This window comes from Gemmobacter denitrificans (assembly GCF_036964905.1).
GTDB classification, from domain to species: Bacteria; Pseudomonadota; Alphaproteobacteria; order Rhodobacterales; family Rhodobacteraceae; genus Gemmobacter; species Gemmobacter denitrificans.
In genome coordinates this window covers 1-16753 of the sequence record NZ_JBALHR010000003.1, presented here as the reverse complement: position 1 = coordinate 16753, position 16753 = coordinate 1, and the positions used below count along the sequence as shown (strand labels likewise).

Here is a 16753-nt window from a genome sequence, read left to right as displayed (position 1 = left end):
ACTTCGGTAATGGGGCCGTCTCAGTCAAGCTCTCTTGCGCAGGCGGTATGGGGCGCCCAGGGGCGGGTTTGATCTTCGGCCTGTCTTGAGCTGGCCTGCTCTCGCCTCGGCCTTCGTCTGAAATCATCCCGGGTGCATGCTTCGGTTCGTGGTCGGCGCGCCGGCCGCCAACATGATGCTGGTTGAATGCAGTTCCGATGTGCCCATCTCATTGGCGGCTTGATCGGTGTCGGCCAAGGCATTATCCTCGCTATCACCGACGCTGCCCACGGAAGGCTCGATGCCTGCCTCTGCCAGCCGTTCGCTGTATTTGATCCACAGGTATTGTGATCCGCAGCCCGAATGATGGACCAGCGCCTTACCCTAGATCGGGCGACGTTCGTGGACGGCCTGCTTGAGGGCACCGAGAACGAAACCGGCATGAGGGGAGGTGCTGACGCGCCAACCGACGGTCTTCCGGGCATAGGCGTCGACAACAAAGACAACATAGGGAACCCCTTCCAGGTGGCGACATGGGGGAAGTCCAAAACCCACAGCATGTTCGGCGCAGGCACACGGAACTGGCGGTTCACGCAGTCCAGTGGGCATGATGTCCGACTGATGCAGCCATGCTACGTGAAGGGCTACCTGCCGATGCGCAAAGGCTTTCTTTACCTTATCGCTATCATGGCCCGGCTCACCCGCAAGGTGCTGGCCTGGCGGATATCGAACACGCTGGAGGCCGAGTTCTGTCTTGAGGCCCTGAACGAGGCCATCCACAAGTTCGGCGCGCCCGAGATCATGAATACGGACCAGGCGGCGCGGAATCTGTCCAAGAGTTGGGGACTAGCTCAGTCTTCCAAGAACATTTGCGTTCAGGTGCCCAGATCCGCTCCTGCAAGCCAAGCTTCCGCCAGACGCACATCCTCACGTGCCAAAGCGATGAGGTCGGGAACATCAGAAACTCTGCATATCGCGGGCGGGCGCAGGGCTTGCGCCCGTTCCCCCGCACGGATCAGCCCCAAAGTCAGCGCCGCTCCCTTGAAGTTGTGCAGGGCCGCATCGGTCTGCGCTACATCCAGCGCAGTGCAAGCGCGCGTCAGATCATCGGAGGCATCCTGCAACGAGTCTTCGAACTGGCGAACCAATGCAGCGACCCGTTTTCTTCCAAGACTTTGCATGAGATCTTCAAGCTGCGGATTGGGTGCCCATTCAGGGACAGGCGGGTCCGCAACCGGGCCGGGATCATCTTTGGTCGGCTCGTCGCGAACATCTTCCGGCGTTACTGCGCTGACAGCCTGGATGGCATCCGACAATCGGCTCAGCGTGACGGGCTTGGCCAGAAATCCATCCATCCCCGCTTCTTCACAGATTTTGCGATCCCGGATGGAGGCATTGGCCGTCACCCCGATCACCGGCAATTTGCACCCAAGCTCGCGCAGGCGGATTGTCGTATCTGGGCCACTGATACCCGGCATCTGCATATCCATCAGCACCAGATCGAACGCCGCCCCTTCCAGACGCGACAAGGCCACAAAGCCGTTTTCCACGGCGATCGACAAATGTCCAAGTTGTTCAAGCTGATCCGAAATGACGGCACGATTGATCGGGTTGTCATCTACAACGAGAACCCGCAATCCTTGCGAGGAGCGTGGGCAATCGGCTGACGCCGCAACGGCAGGCGTTGACGACAGGGTGACCGCCACATCTACCGGAATTTCAAACCAGAAGGTACTGCCGACGCCAGACTTGCTGATGACGCCGATCTCGCCCCCCAGGCCCTGCACGATCCGCTTGCAGATCGCGAGGCCCAGACCAGTCCCGCCATAGGCCCTGGCATAGGATCCATCGACCTGTTCAAAATCGCGAAACAACCGGGGGATATCTTCCTCTCGAATACCCACACCGGTATCGATCACTTCGATCCGCAGCCTGTCTTCCGGGGTCAGCGCACCGATCAGCCGAACCTCACCCGCGGGGGTGAATTTCAAGGCGTTGCCCACAAGATTGACCATGACCTGCCGCAGCCGTCCCGGATCGGTGCGCAATCGAAGGGCAGGCAGCGAAACATGCAAACCCAGCCCCGCGGCCTCGGCCCGACCGACAAAAGTCAGCAGGATGGTTTCGCCGATATCGGGCAGATCTATGATTTCCTTTTGCTGTTCAAAGGTTTTTGAATCCAGCTTGGAAAAATCCAGAATGTCGTTGATGACATCCAGCAGCAGCTGACCCGAGCTTTGGATCGTGCGCACACGTTTTGCCTGCTGATCGTCCAGCCCGGCAGAGCCCAAGAGTTCGGCCGAACCGATGATGGCATTCAACGGTGTTCGGATTTCGTGGCTCATCGTGGCAAGGAAGGTGGATTTGGCCGCATTGGCCGCCTTTGCGCGTGACGCCTGTTGCAGGCTGCGGCGCTGCAACAGGGCCATGCGTCCATGTGCGCGCCGCAACTGGCGCAGCTGGATCACCAATATGCCCGCGATCCCCATGAAGGCCAGAACCAGCAAGGCTGCGCTCCAGCCCAGCCGGTCGTGGATCGACTGGCGGGCCGAACGTTCAGCAACCCGCGCAAGGCTCATCTGGTGATTGGTCTCCAGAAGCAGTTGCGCCATGCCTTCGCGCAGCGCGGCGATCTGCGGCAGCAAAGCGGCCAGATCTGACAGATAGTCCGGATCATCCGGCTTCAGCGCATCAATGGACGGGGCCAAAGATGTCACTTCGGCAGTGCGCGCAGCGCTCAGCCTGCCGATTTCCGATGTGCCTTTCAGATCAATGACAAAGGCCCCGCGTTCCAGAAGGATGGCCCGGCTGTAAAGCACATCATAGGCAGACAGGATATCCTTGTGATAGCCTGGATCGGCGCTGACCAGCGCCTCACGGGTGGAATGGAGCAGGCTGGCGGCATGACGGTCGGCCTGAAACACGGCCCACATCGCATCTTCGCGCACGCGGGCGGCCATTTCACGATCCGCCGCCAGCAGTTGGGAAAACATGAACACCCAGACGCCCATAAGAATGACGGCGGCGCTTGCAAGCAGGCCAATGGCCAGCCGAAGGCGGAACGCCGCACTGGCAGGGCGCCGGGCGCTGATCACGGAAGAACCTCGATCCGCTTCACCTGCCAGACCGAGCGCGCGAAGTAGACCTCGTTCACCAGATCCGGGAATTCATCAAACGGATAGATGACGAACAATGGCCCCTTGTCGCGCACTGACATCGGCTCGCCATTATGCCGCGTCGCCAGAATGACCGGATAGCCGGACACATCCGCCATCGGCATCTCCACGGCATAATCGTTGATGGCAATCACCCGCAGCGTGCCACCCGTTGCCCCGACGGTGGTCATAAGATCGGCTATGGTCGGCCCCGAAAAGGTTTGCACCCCGTCATACCAGGGGGTTGCGGTGATCGTTTCGCGCTGTGTCAGCGCCTCCAGCATCGCCAGATCAAAGACTGCCGCGCCGTCCTGATTGGTCGTGCCAATCGCCCCGTTGATTTCAAGGATCACCTCGCCCGCAGGCGGGGTGAGCGCCGCCGCAAGGGCCAATTGGACCGGCAAGAGATGCAGCGCAAGAAACGCCGCAATGATTTTGAAGAACCTCATGGATCAGCCTCATAGATGGATGTTTCGGGTTGTGCGTCATGTCTGGGGGGCAGGCCGCCGGTTTCCGATTGCGCCGGACAGGGCGGCAATGCTCAGGGGTTTGGCGATGCAGCCGTCAAAACCGGCGGCCACATAGGTTTCAACCTGTTCGGGCCGGGCATTTGCAGTAACCGCAAAGGCCGGAACAGGGTCCAACCCCTTGTCGCGCTCTTGCCGCCGGATATCGGCAATCACTTCGGTGCCGGTCATCGCGGGCATGTTGATGTCCAGCAGCAGCATCGCAAACCGCCCGGGCGCCCAGGCATCGACGGCTGCGCGGCCATCTTCGGCCAAGGTCACCTCCGCCCCCAGGCGGGAAAGCATGAGCGACAGCAGCTTGCGATTGGCCCGGTTGTCATCCGCGATCAGGACCGGCGCCCCGGCCAGTTCCAGATTGGCGGTTGCCGGGGGCGCGGGCATGGCGGGCAGCGGCAGATCGAGCGTGAAGCGGCTGCCCACCCCCGGCTGCGATTGCACTTTCAGCGTTCCGCCCATGGCCTCGGCCAGTTTGCGCGAAAGACTGAGGCCCAGCCCCCGCCCGGTATGCAGGCGGCCCATGCTGGCATCCAGCTGAACGAAGGGTTGAAAGATCCGGTCGATATCGCCCTCGGGGATGCCCACACCGGTATCTGCCACTTCCAGCCGGACCCGGGCAGCATCGGGCAGATCCAGCGTCACGGTTACAGCGCCCTGCACGGTAAAGCGCAGGGCATTGTCGATCAGATTGCGCAGGATCTGCCGTAGGCGGTCTGCATCGCCACGGCGTTCCGCAGCAGCGTCGCCCTCAATCTCCAGACGCAGGGCCAAGCCTGCCGCCTCGGCGCGGGGTTTCAGTTCGGCCACCATATCGCTGAGCAAACCGGTCAGATTGACACCGGACGCCGCGAGCTGCAGCCGCCCGCCTTCCAGTTGCGCGTGATCCAACACATCGGAAAGTACAGCCGTCAGGTCGGTCGCGGCGGTGCGGATGGTCTGCAGATCGCCCCGCATCGCATCGGACGTGCTGCTCCCCTCCAGCAATTCGGACAGACCGATGATCGCCGTCAGCGGTGTGCGCAACTCGTGGCTCATCATAGCGACAAAGGCCGCCTGCGCCCGTTCGGCCTGTTGGGCCGCATCGCGTGCCGCAATGATGGTGCTGACATCGCTGGCAAAGCCGCGCAGGCCATCAAACCGCCCTTCGGCCGTGAAAAACGGGGTGATGCTGATCTGCATCCAGCAGACTTTGCCATCCCGCCTTTGCACCCGCAGGGGAAGATGCGCGGCCGCTTCGCGCCGGGCCAGCAGGTCATGCAATGTGCCGCCGCCGCCCTCGGGGTCCACCTGAATATGCGGGCCAAGGCGGCTGGCTGACAGGCCCTGCACCTCTTCCGGGGCAACATCCAACGCCTGCGCCATCGCAGGCGACAGGTAGGAAACGCGCAGATCACGGTCGAATTCAAAGAACCAGGCATCGCTGAGCTGCGCGATATCGCTGAGCCGGGCCCCCAGACGATCGCGCGACCGCGACGCCTCAACCTCGGCTGTAACATCGGTCTGGGTGGCCACGATGTATCGTGCTGCCGCACCCGGACCGGGCACCGGATGCAGGTCGATCTGGTTCCAGAACATTTCGCCCGACGGGCGCCGGTTGCGCAGCCGGAAGCTGCCGCCGGTGCGGTTTTCGGATGCTTCGCGCAACGCCTGACGCACCGGATGATCCGGCGTTTCCGCTGTCAGCAATCGGCAATTGTGACCGATGATCTGATCGCGGTCATAGCCGCTCAGCTGTTCGAAGGCGCGATTGACATAGATCAGCGGCAAATCGGGCTTGGTCGCGTCGCCGATCACGATACTGGCGGAAGAGGCGTCGATCACCGCCGACAACAGGGCCTCGCGCGTTTCCACCTCCAGCTGCGCACGCCGCAATGCCAGGAGGTTGCCGACCCGCAGGCGCAACTCTTCGATATTCACAGGTTTTGTCAGAAAATCGGTCGCCCCGGCGCGGATCGCCTCAAGGCGCAGCAGGGAATCGGAATCGGCGGTGACCATCACGATGGGCACATGGGCATGGCGCGGATCGGCGCGTAGTTGGCGCATGGCATCGATCCCGGTCATGTCGGGCAGCCGGTAGTCCATGATCAGCAGGTCGAACACGCTGTCCCGGCATGCCTCAAGCGCCGGTTGCGCGGCGGAAAATCCGCTGACAGTGCAGCCCGGCGTGTCTTCCAGCACGGCCAGAAGCACATTCCGGATCATGGCATTGTCTTCGACAATCGCAATTTTCACATCGGATCTCCCGCGATTCTGCAGGAAACGATACGAAGGGTGGCCTAAGGAACCTTTAAGCTTTGTCAGGCGTCATGCCCCCGAGGGGCCGGGGTCTGATTCCGGGCGCGACCCGATCCTTCAGCTCATGGAGCCAAGGGCGGCCTCGGTTTCGGTGAGCAGGATCCCGGCCTCCCGAGGTCCGAAAACCATCGGCGGTTTGATCTTCAACACATTGTCATCCGGCCCGTCGGTCGAGGCGAGGATGCCGCGCAACCGCAACTGATCGACCACATGGTCGGCCGCTTGCGTCGCCGGATTGCGGGTTTCGCGGTCCGTGACCAGTTCAACGCCGATGAACAGGCCCATGCCGCGCACATCGCCGATGATCGGGAACCGCTCGGCCAGCCCACGATACCCCGCCATCAGCGCCGCCCCGGTTGTCACGGCGCGCGCGGGCAGTTGTTCCGCCTCGATCACATCCAGAACCGCATGGCCCACCGCCATCGATACCGGATTGCCGCCGAAGGAATTGAAATACTCCATCCCATTGGCAAATCGTGCGGCAAGTTCTGGGGTGGTGACGACGGCAGCCAGCGGATGGCCATTGCCGATGGGTTTGCCAAGCACCACGATATCCGGGATCACCCCCTGGGTCGCAAACCCCCAGAATTCGGGGCCGACCCGGCCAAAGCCGCACTGCACCTCATCTGCGATGCACAGGCCGCCCCTGGCGCGTATCCGGGCATAAACGTCTGCCAGATACCCCACGGGCAGAATGACCTGCCCCCCGACGCCCGACAGGCTTTCGGCAATGAAGCATGCGGCACCCGAACCGCTGCGCTGTGCGATCGCATTCAGACAGCGGTCGATATCGGCAGCATAGGCCGGGCCGCTTTCCGCGCCGCGGAAGGGGCCACGATAGGCATCGGGAAAGGCCGCAACCTGCACGAAATCGGGCTGCGGAAAGCCGCCCTTTCGTTTGAACTTGTAGGGGCTGATCTCCACCGTCCCGCCGGAATTGCCATGATAGGCCCAATCCAGCACCACGGTATCCTTCTTGCCCAGGGCTGTGCGGGCGATCCGCAGCGCCAGTTCATTCGCCTCGGTCCCCGAATTCACAAAGGTCACAACCTTCAGGTCGCCCGGCATGGTGGCGGCGATCCGTTCGGCCAGATGTGGCATCGCCTCATGCAGATAGCGGGTATTGGTGTTCAGTTCCGCCGCCTGCCGGGCCAGCGCCTGCACCACATGGGGGTGGCAATGGCCGACATGGGTGATGTTGTTGACCGTGTCCAGATAGCGCCTGCCCGTGTGATCGATCAGCCAGGCCCCCCGCCCGCGCACCATCTTCAGCTTTTCGCGGTAAGACACCGAAAGCGAAGGACCGATCACAGCCCTGCGGCGGGCCAGCAGGGCCGCCGACGGTTCGGGATCGATGGCAAAGCTCTCCGGTTCCAGCCGCAACAGCAGATTGGGATCGGGGCTGATATCGGCCCAGACATCCCAAAGGCTGTCATGCCCGACGCCAAAGAAATTTCCGCGCTGCGCCAACAGGCTGGTGATGATCTGGAAATGCAGATGCGGGGCCCAGCCGCCGTTTTCATGCCAATCGCCCAGATGGCCGATCATCTGCCCCGCGCTGACCGCCTGCCCTGCACGGCAAAGGCCGGGCAGCGATCCGCCCAGATGGCCATACAGCGTGAAGAAGGCACGCCCGCTGGCGGTTTCGTGCCGCAGGATCAGCGTATGCCCATAATCCAGCGGATCGGCATTGTAACTGACGCTTTCCACGACCCCGTCCATCGGCGCATGGATCGCGGTTCCGGCGGGCGCAAAGATGTCGATCCCCAGATGCCGGGTGCGGCGTTCATCGCTGGCTGCATCGGCAAAATGGGCGGCGGTATAAACCGCGCGTTTCTCCCCATAAAGACCAAAGCCGACAAAGGGCATGTCGGCTGGCAGATCGGTGGGCCGCTGCGCCGTCATCCAGTCATCGAAGGCGCGGTCGGAAAAGGCGGGCATGTCGGGGTGGCCGCCTACGGTCGGCAGGGCTATACGGGCCGCTCGGCACGGATCGGTGGCAAGGATCGGTTGCGTCCGGCAATTGCCAAGCTCTGCAACGATGGCCGATGCCTCCGGAATGGCCGCGAACCCTGCCGCCTTGCGGCACAGGGCCACCATGAAGCCGGGATCAAGCCGCTCCAACCGCTCCAGCAGGGCAAAGGCCGGGCCTTGCGAGATCAGCAGATACTCATTGTCTGGGTGCAGCTTTGACTGGCGCGAGGAAATGCAGACCGAACAGACCAGCCGCATCCGCATGATATCATAGACCAGATCCGCCTCGTCCTCGGTCAGGGGGAATTCGGCGGCAAAGCCGGAAATCACCGCACGGATCGCGGCGTAAAGATCGGGCGCGGCCATCAGCGCATAGGCCAGGGTGATCGCCAGCTCGTTTACGGTTCGCCCATGGCACATGTCGCCAAAGTCGATCAAACCGGCAATGCGGGTGGGATCGGCAGGATCGGTGATGACATTCCAGTCATTCGCATCCTGATGCAGGACCGAAGCGCGCAAACCGGGCAGGCGCGGTGCGATCAGCCTTTCATGGCGCAGGAACAACCTTTCCACCAGCGCGCGACGGGCCGGATCGGCAATATCGGCAACATGGTCGCGCAGCTGGATCACATGATCCAGCGACCACGGAAAATCGGGGCGAAAGGCCTGCGGATGGCCAAACCCTTGCATCGACCGGGTCAACCCGCCCATGAACCGGCCCAGATTAGCCAGCTGCGGCAGCGAACGCGGCTCCTCGGCCAGTGGTTTGCCGGCAATCCAGGTCACCAGCCGCATCTGGCTGGCGCGGCCCGCGACGGTGATGGTGGCCCGGTCAGCGCCATCAATCGTTGGCACCACACGCGGAATACCCGGCTGCCCCACGCGCGCCAGATGCCGCAGCGTGGCCGTCTGCAGGTCGATCTGACCGGGGTCTTCGGCCGGGTTGGCGATCTTGAGCACATAATCCTGCTCACCACAAATGAGCCGCGCGTTCTGATCCCGTTCTGACGGCAATGGCCGCACGGTTCCCACCATGCCGAAATGGGTTGTCGCCATGGCAACCAGTTCCTTGGCCGTGAATGCGGGATTGCCAGTCGTGAATGCGGTCATTTGTCCTGTCCCTGTCCGGCAGGAGCCGGGGCATCAAAGGTCGTCATCCGCGGACAGAGAGCCTGCCCGGATCGCAGGCAGGTCAGGATTTCCTGACCTTTGGCCTGCGGTTCACCTTGGCATGTCCGCGCTTCTGGGGCATCAAGCAAGCCGTCGGAACATACCGGCATCCTGCCGGAACCGACCGGCACAAAGTTATGCGGAGAGAGCGATGCGCGACCTCGATGAAAAAGATCGCGAGATCCTCCAGATCCTGTCGCGCGAAGCGAGGATCGCCACCAAGGCGCTTGCCGGCCGCATCGCCCTGTCGCGCAGCGCAACGGCGGAACGGATTGCCAATCTGGAACGGGCCGGCATCATCCGGGGCTATCGGGCGGATATCGGGGAAATTGACGGCAGCACCATTCGCGCGCTCCTGCTCATCAAGCTCAAGCGCACGCCCTCCCACGATCTGCTGGACGTTCTGGCCCAAAGCCCCCAGGTTAGGCGCGTTCTGTCGGTTGCGGGCGATCTTGATCTGGTGGCCGAAATCGTTGCAGGCAACATGGAAAAGCTGAATGCCCTGCGCGACATCATCGCAGGGCATGACGCGGTGGCCGATATCACCACATCGGTCGTGCTGCGCCGGGAAATCGACCGTGAAAACGGCTAGCCCCCCTGCCTGCGGCCCCGGCTGCGCTAGGGCCGCAGACCATAGCGCCGGATCTTTTCGGCCAGCGTCCGCCGCGGGATCTGCAATATCTGCGACGCGCGGAGCGAATTGGCCCCACAACGATCAAGCACGGCGGCAATCTCGCGCGCCTCGAACGCGGCCACCCTTTCGGCAAGAGACCCTTCCGCAAGCGGGGCGGTGCTGTCCTTTCGGGCCACTGAAACCCGGTCCAGGCCAAGCGCATGGGCTTCGGCCAGGCTGCGCAGTTCCCGCACATTTCCAGGCCAGGGGCGGCGCAGCAGATCACGGCGCAGATCAAAGCTGACCTCGGGCACGGGACGCCCGCTGCGTTGGGCGGCCGTGGTCAGAAAATGGCTGTAAAGCAGAACGATATCGCCACCGGTCTGGCGCAGGGGCGGGGTGGTGATCTCGATACCCGCCAAACGGTAGAACAGATCGGCGCGGAAGCGGCCCAGATGCGAGGCTTCGCGCAGGTCGGTTTTGCTGATGGCGATCACCCGCAGGTCAAGCGGCCGGTCTAGGGTTTCACCCAGCCGCTGCACCCGGCGTTCGTCCAGCACGCGCAGCAGTTTGGCCTGCAACGCCATGGGCATGCTTTCCACCTCGTCCAGCACCAGCGTGCCGCCCGAACTGGCTTCGATCCGTCCAATGCGTTCGGTCGTCGCTCCGGGAAAGGCGCCTGCCGCATGGCCGAACATCTCGATTTCAAACAGCGCCTCGGGCAGCGCCGCGCAATTCACCATCTGCAAGGGGCCCTTGCCGCGCGGCCCGGCATCATGCAGCGCGCGCGCCACCACTTCCTTGCCGGTGCCGGTCTCGCCGGTGACGACGATATCCACCGGCAGCGGGCCAATCTGCGCCACCCTGTCACGCAACGCCGTCAGCGCGGTGGATTCCCCCAACAGGCGCGGATGTTCCGCCGCACCGATCAGCGCCCGCAACCGCGCCAGTTCGCGGCGTGTGTCGCGGGCGCGCAGGGCACGGGCCAGAACCGACAGAAGGTGGTGGCTGTCATAGGGCTTTTCCAGAAAATCCTCAGCCCCGGCCTGAATGGCGCGCACGGCATGGCTGACATCGCCATGGCCGGTGATCAGCACGATCGGCACATCAAGCCCGCGCGCCTGCACCGCCTGCAACAAGGCCATGCCATCCATGCCGGGCATGCGCAGATCGGACAGGATCGCATCGGGCGGGGCGGCAATTGCGGCCTCAAGCGCAGCGGCGGCAGTGGCAAACTGCGATACGCGGTAGCCTGCCGCATCCGTCAGATCGCACAGCGCCGCAAGGTGATCGGCGTCATCATCCACGACGAAAACCTGTGGCGCATCGGTCATTCGGCGGCCCGCAAATCTTGCGCGGCTAGTGATGCCAGCGGCATTGTGACCTGCACCACCGTGCCCCCCCCCTCGGCCGCGGCAAAGCCAAGATCGCCACCAAATTCCCCCAGGATCGTGCGGCTGATCGACAGGCCAAGGCCCAGCCCTTCGCCGGTTGCCTTGGTGGTGAAGAACGGCTCGGCAAGGCGCGGCAGGTCTTCCGCGGCGATGCCGCAGCCATTGTCTGACACCGTCAGGCACAACGCGCCGTCGCGGGCAAAGGCGGCAAGGGCGATCTTCGGGTCTGCGCGATGTTCCACCGCATCCAGCGCATTCAGCAGCAGGTTCACCAGCACCTGTTCCATCCGTACAGGCCCGGCCCAGACCAGCAATGGCCCATTGGCTGGCAGTAACTCTGGCACCACCCCAACCGCCCGGGCGCGGGGCGTTACCAGTTCCACCGCGCTGGCCATGACCGATGTCACGTCAACCAGACTGCGTTCGCCGGGTTCCTTGCGGCCAAAGCTCTTGAGATGTTTCGTCGTGCGCTGCATCCGTCGGATCAGGCCGCGCACCGTGGCCAGACGCGGCGCGGTCGTCCGATCGGTTGGCGGCAATGACAATTCGGCAGCGGCCAGCGTGGCCTCCATCGCGGCCAGCGGCTGGCTGATCTCATGCACGATGGCGGTGGACATCCGCCCCAGGGCCGCCATCTTTTCAGAATGGATCAGCCCCTCTTGGGCGGCGCGCAGATCGATTTCCGCCTGTCTGCGGGCCTCGATTTCTGTCGCAAGGGCTGCGGTGCGTTCGTTTACCCGCGCCTCCAGTTCATCATGCTGGCGCAGGCGCAGCGCGGTCAGTTGGCGGCGTTGGTGCACCACCAGGGCAACCGCCATCAGCACCAGCGACATCAGCGCCGCCCCCGTTGCCCAACCCACGGCCTCGGTCACGACCGGGGCCGTGGGTGCTGCGGCCAGCAATTGCCACCCCGGCCCCTCTAGCCGGGCCAGAGCGGGGCGCATCGCGCCGGGGGCGATGCCAGGCGCGGCCAGCGCGCCTCTGGTCAGCAAGGGGGCGGCCTGCGCCAGATCGACCCCGTCATAGGTGCGCTGCGCGGCCAGCCGGGCAAGACTGTCCTGCGACAGCGGGCGCAGCGGGCGGTAGACCCAATCGGGGCGACCGGCCAGAAACACGACCCCATCGGCATCGGCCAACGCCATCGCCAGGCCCGCGGCGGCCCAGGTATCCTGCAGGGGGCGCAGATCGACCTTCACGACCATCACGCCCTGCGCCCCGTTGCGCGTGATGCGCGACGACAGGAAATATCCCGGCAATCCGGTGGTCACCCCGATGGCATAGAACTGGCCTTTTCCCGTGGCCATGGCATCGCGAAAATAGGGGCGAAAGGCATAGCTCTGGCCGATGAAACTGCCTGGCATCGCCCAGTTTGACGCGGCAATCGTCACCCCCTGATCGTTCAGCAGGTAAAGCTCGGTCGCGCCGGAATGATCTGCCACCCGTTTCAGATAGCGGCTCGCGGCCTCATGCGCGGCGGGGTCAGACAGCGCGGCGGCAATGCGGGCATCTTCGCCCGCCACATCAGGCAGCGCCCGGAACCGGCTGATTTCGGTTTCAACCGCGCGGGCGGTCAGCAGCAATTGCTGATCCAGCCGGGATTGCAGCGCCGAGATGGCAAGGTTCCACGCCAGAACAAAGGCCAGCACAGCCGCGCCACCCGCCGCCACCAGCAAAAGTGCGCCGCGGCCAGCGATCAAGGCTGTGCATCCCTTGGCCATTCCGCCTCCGTGCAAGGGCGCAGCAAGACTGTCTCCCCTGTTTCGGCTATATCATGGCAGATCCCGCCGCTGCACAAGTGCCAACCGCCCTGCGTCGCCCCCGAGGTGGCAAGCGCCAGCCCCGGCTGACGCGGCAGCTGCGGTTGCCAGACCCACCAGCCCGCCTGCAACCGCGCGCCCTCGCCGGGTTCCATCCCGGCCCCCGACCCCTGAACTGCGGCTTCGGTCAGCAGCAACCCCGCCGGGCTGATCTGCCAGCTTTCACGCCAGCGGGTCTTTTCCACCGAATGTTGCCAATCCAGCGTAAATTCGGGCGTGGCAAGGGCCAGCAGACTGGCCCCCACCATCAGGCAACCGGTCATGCCAGCCGCCCCGCCCGCCGCCAAAGCGTCAGCGCGAACAGACCTGCCAGCGCAAGGCCTGCAGCATCGGTCATGGGGGCCGCCGCCACCAGTGCCCCGGCTGCCAGCACGGCCAGGGCGCGCTCCCACAGCACCAGCGGCCGCCCCAGCCAGCCGATGACAGCAGCGCCCCACAACCCGATGGCCAGCACCACCTTGGCCACGATAAAGGCCACAGCGGGGGCAAGGCCGATCGCCTCGGACAGGGCGCCGCCGGATTGCAGCATGATTTCCGGCGCATAAACCGCCATGAACGGGATCACGAAGCCGGCAGCGGCGATCTTGATGGCCTGCAGGCTGATCTTCAGCGCGTTTTCACGGGCAATCGGGGCCGCGGCAAAACAGGCCAGCGCGACGGGCGGCGTCAGATCGGCCAGAATGCCAAAGTAGAACACGAACATATGCGACACGATCAGCGGCACGCCCAGTTCCAGCAGCGCAGGCCCGGCGATGGACGAGGTGATGATGTAATTCGGGATGGTGGGGATGCCCATCCCCAGCACCAGACAGGTGATCATGGTCAGCACCAGCGACAGGAACATGCTGGTTTCGCCCACGCCCACAATGAACTGGCCAAAGGTATTGGCAGCACCGGTCAGCGTCATGGTGCCGATCACGATACCCACCAGCGCACAGGCAATGCCCACCGGCAGCGCGGTCTTGGCCCCGTCAGCCAGCGCATCACGGCAGATCACCAAAGTCTGCCGCCCGCCATCGACAAACAGATTGCCAGCAATCAGCAGCAGCACCGCCGTGGCCACGATCCAGATGCCGAACTGGAAGAAGGCCGCCGCGATCAGCCCCAACCCGATCCAGAACAGCAGCCGCAGGGTTCCTGCAGGCAGGCCCAGCACCGCCGATGCGCCCAGGATCAGCATCACCGTCAGCGCCAGCCCCACGGTGCCCGCGAACAAAGGGGTATAGCCCGAAAACAGCAACCAGACCAGAACACCCAGCGGCAGGATCAGATGCCAGCCTTCGCGCAGCGCGGCCCGGGGCGACGGCAGATCGGCCCGCGCCAGCCCCTTGAGCCCCAGCCGCCCCGCCTCCAGATGCACCATCCAGAAGGCCCCGGCAAAATACAGGATGGCCGGGATCAGCGCCGCCTTGACGATTTCGACATAATCCACGCCCAGCGTCTCGGCCATGATGAAGGCCACAGCCCCCATCACCGGAGGCATCAACTGCCCCCCCATGCTGGAGGTCGCCTCGACGCCCCCTGCAAAAGCCGATTTATAGCCGAAACGCTTCATCAGCGGGATGGTGAATTGCCCGGTGGTGACCACATTCGCCACACCCGACCCCGAAATCGTGCCCATCATCGCCGAGGACAGCACAGCAACCTTGGCAGGCCCGCCCTGCCGGTGACCGACAAGCCCCATCGACACATCGGTGAACAGCCGGATCATCCCCGCCTTTTCCAGAAAGGCCCCGAACAGGATGAACAGGAAGATATAGCTGGACGATACATAGGTCGGGATGCCGTAGATGCCCTCGGTTCCATAGGCCATGTGGTCGATCACCTGGCTCAGGTCATAGCCACGATGGTTCAGCGGGCTGGGCAAATGCTGACCAAACAGCGCATAGGCCAGAAACAGCCCGGCAATGATTGGCAGCGCCGGTCCCATCACCACCCATGTCGCGGCAAAGACCAGTGCGATGGCCGCCACCCCCACCCAGATATCCCGCGCCAACGGGTCACCCGCCCGCATCAGCAAGGGCACGAATTCCCACCACTGATAGAACGCGATCGCCGCGCCAAGCGCACCACAGGCCCAGAACAGCAACCGCACCGCCCGCGGCCTGCCCCGGATCAACGCCAGCAGCGGAAAGCCCAGCAGCATCAGAAAGCCCACATGCACCACCCGCACGATCTGGCTTGGCAGGTCGATCAGATGGGCCGCCGTGGCAATCTGGAATACCGAAAAGGCGACGGCGATCCAGAACAGCGCGCGCCCTTCGGCACTGGCGGGAAAGCTTTCGGCCAGAGGGTCGTGCAGGCCCAGATCGGGCGCATCCCCGGGCATGGCATGGGGCGGGGTATCAGAGGCGTTCATTCGGCGCTCCTTGAAAACATGCAGGAAAACGGGCGGCAGCCAAACCGGCCCGCCGCCCTGTCAGACCCTGTGGGATCAGCCCTTGATCAGCCCGATCTCGCGGTAATACCGCTCTGCCCCCGGATGCAGCGGGATCGGCATCCCCGTCAGCGCCTCTTCCAGCTTGATGGCCGCGGCAGCCTTGTGGCTGGCCTCCAGCGCGGTCAGGTTTTCGAACAGAAGTTTGGTCATCTGATAGACGGTTTCTTCTGACACGCCTTCATGGGTGACAAAGAAATTGCCCACTGCCGCCGTAGGGACATCTGCCGTCTGGCCTTCATAAGTGCCGGCCGGAATGACCGCAGGCATATAGGGCGCGCCAAGGGCTGTCACCACATCGGTCGGGATCGCAACGATGGTGGTCGGGGCCGAGGTCGCCAGATCCTTCAGCGATGCCACGCCCAGGCCCGCCGATTGCAGGCTGGCATCCAGCTGGCGGTTCTTCATCAGTTCGACCGATTCCGCGAAGGGCAGATATTCGATCTTAGACAGGCCATCATAGCTCATGCCAGCCGCCGCCAGAATGGCGCGGGCATTCAGCTCGGTTCCCGACTTTGCCGCGCCCACCGAAAGGCTGTGCCCGGCCAGATCGGCCAATGTGGTGACACCGCTATCGGCACTTGCCGCGATCTGGATGTAATTCGGATAGGCCGCCGCAATGCCACGCAGCTTGCCCAGCGGTGCCGCGAAACCTGCATCGGCATTGCCGTCCCAGGCCAGCTTCACTGCATCACCCAGAGCAATGGCAAATTCGCCCTTGCCCTGTTGCAGAAGGTTCAGGTTCTCGACGCTGGCCTTGGTGGCCTGCACCTGGGTGCGCGCACCAGGGATGCCTTCGCCATAGATCTTCGCCAGACCGACACCGATGGGATAATAGACCCCCGAGGTGCCCCCGGTCAGGATATTGATGAATTCTTCGGCCTGGGCGGCAACCGGTGCCGTTGCAAAAGCGATGCCTGCGACCATGGCGCGCATGGCGTTCATGCGCCCGAAAGGCGTGAATTTTGTCATGATGTTCTCCTCCCTCGTGCGGCGCTGCTCTGGCCCGAACAGACCATTGCGCCATCTTTCGTGATAGGAAGGCCGCATGCCCGGGGTCAAAAATTTTCGTCAAAGCGCATGAAAATCGCTGGCAGCTTCGTGCCAGACCGCTGGCAGAAAACGGCCAGATCACCTTCAACATCCCCTGTTCATTATATTTTTTTAATAATTTCAAAGTGTTAATCTACGCTTCCGCCGTTGCAGGGCACATCCGGGGCGGCGGCGAGGCTACAAAAAATTTTTGCTCTGAGAAAAAATATCTTGCCTCATTGAACGACTTGCTTTCTCTTGCCGCCTCAAGGCGCGCATCAGAGGCACCGTGCGGGGGGATTGATGGGGAGGGGGCGATTTGGGGTATCGGTTGCGCTTGGACCCCGGATACGTCGTCGGCGT

10 protein-coding genes and 2 pseudogenes are annotated in these 16753 nt (G+C 63.5%); 2 read left to right on the top strand and 10 right to left on the bottom strand.

Annotated elements, in window-relative coordinates; translation table 11 throughout:
* Nucleotides 1-225: 225 nt before the first annotated feature.
* Nucleotides 226-590, bottom strand: a pseudogene (locus tag V6590_RS05865) (DDE-type integrase/transposase/recombinase); the annotation flags it as partial.
* A 34-nt stretch (nucleotides 591-624) separates the two neighbouring features.
* On the opposite strand from V6590_RS05865, the pseudogene V6590_RS05860 reads away from it, so the two are divergent.
* A pseudogene (locus V6590_RS05860) lies at nucleotides 625-837 on the top strand (DDE-type integrase/transposase/recombinase); the annotation flags it as partial.
* A gap of 17 nt (nucleotides 838-854) precedes the next feature.
* On the opposite strand, the gene V6590_RS05855 reads toward V6590_RS05860, so the two are convergent.
* The 4 genes from V6590_RS05855 to V6590_RS05840 all read right to left on the bottom strand — a co-directional run bounded on the left by V6590_RS05855 (nucleotide 855) and on the right by V6590_RS05840 (nucleotide 9037).
* Nucleotides 855-3074: a hybrid sensor histidine kinase/response regulator gene (locus V6590_RS05855; protein ID WP_335420897.1), complete on the bottom strand. Its 2220-nt coding sequence runs from the start codon at nucleotides 3072-3074 to the stop codon at nucleotides 855-857.
* Nucleotides 3071-3583, bottom strand: a complete 513-nt coding sequence (locus V6590_RS05850; protein WP_335420895.1) for a putative pterin-binding protein — start codon at nucleotides 3581-3583, stop codon at nucleotides 3071-3073. The genes V6590_RS05855 and V6590_RS05850 overlap by 4 nt, the downstream gene beginning before the upstream one ends.
* A gap of 36 nt (nucleotides 3584-3619) precedes the next feature.
* Nucleotides 3620-5890: a response regulator gene (locus V6590_RS05845; protein ID WP_335420893.1), complete on the bottom strand. Its 2271-nt coding sequence runs from the start codon at nucleotides 5888-5890 to the stop codon at nucleotides 3620-3622.
* Between the two features lie 120 nt (nucleotides 5891-6010).
* The gene (locus tag V6590_RS05840; RefSeq protein ID WP_335420891.1) at nucleotides 6011-9037 is read right to left on the bottom strand and encodes an aminotransferase class III-fold pyridoxal phosphate-dependent enzyme; all 3027 of its coding nucleotides are present in this window, start codon (nucleotides 9035-9037) and stop codon (nucleotides 6011-6013) included.
* A gap of 211 nt (nucleotides 9038-9248) precedes the next feature.
* Here V6590_RS05840 and V6590_RS05835 point away from each other — a divergent pair, with 211 nt between their 5' ends.
* Nucleotides 9249-9689 (top strand): Lrp/AsnC family transcriptional regulator, encoded by a 441-nt coding sequence (locus tag V6590_RS05835; protein ID WP_335420890.1) that lies wholly within the window; start codon nucleotides 9249-9251, stop codon nucleotides 9687-9689.
* 26 nt (nucleotides 9690-9715) lie between these two features.
* Here V6590_RS05835 and V6590_RS05830 read toward each other — a convergent pair whose 3' ends face one another.
* From V6590_RS05830 to V6590_RS05810, 5 genes are all read right to left on the bottom strand, one after another.
* Nucleotides 9716-11044, bottom strand: coding sequence for a sigma-54-dependent transcriptional regulator (locus tag V6590_RS05830; RefSeq protein WP_335420888.1), 1329 nt, complete (start codon nucleotides 11042-11044; stop codon nucleotides 9716-9718).
* Nucleotides 11041-12801 carry a sensor histidine kinase gene (locus tag V6590_RS05825; RefSeq protein ID WP_335420886.1) on the bottom strand — a complete coding sequence of 587 codons (1761 nt, stop codon included), beginning with the start codon at nucleotides 12799-12801 and terminating at the stop codon, nucleotides 11041-11043. Before V6590_RS05825 ends, V6590_RS05830 begins: the two co-directional genes overlap by 4 nt.
* Nucleotides 12798-13184: a DUF1850 domain-containing protein gene (locus V6590_RS05820; RefSeq protein WP_335420884.1), complete on the bottom strand. Its 387-nt coding sequence runs from the start codon at nucleotides 13182-13184 to the stop codon at nucleotides 12798-12800. Before V6590_RS05820 ends, V6590_RS05825 begins: the two co-directional genes overlap by 4 nt.
* Nucleotides 13181-15280, bottom strand: a complete 2100-nt coding sequence (locus V6590_RS05815; RefSeq protein ID WP_335420882.1) for a TRAP transporter permease — start codon at nucleotides 15278-15280, stop codon at nucleotides 13181-13183. Before V6590_RS05815 ends, V6590_RS05820 begins: the two co-directional genes overlap by 4 nt.
* A 75-nt stretch (nucleotides 15281-15355) precedes the next feature.
* Nucleotides 15356-16303, bottom strand: a complete 948-nt coding sequence (locus tag V6590_RS05810) for a TAXI family TRAP transporter solute-binding subunit (protein ID WP_434063237.1) — start codon at nucleotides 16301-16303, stop codon at nucleotides 15356-15358.
* Nucleotides 16304-16753 lie beyond the last annotated feature (450 nt).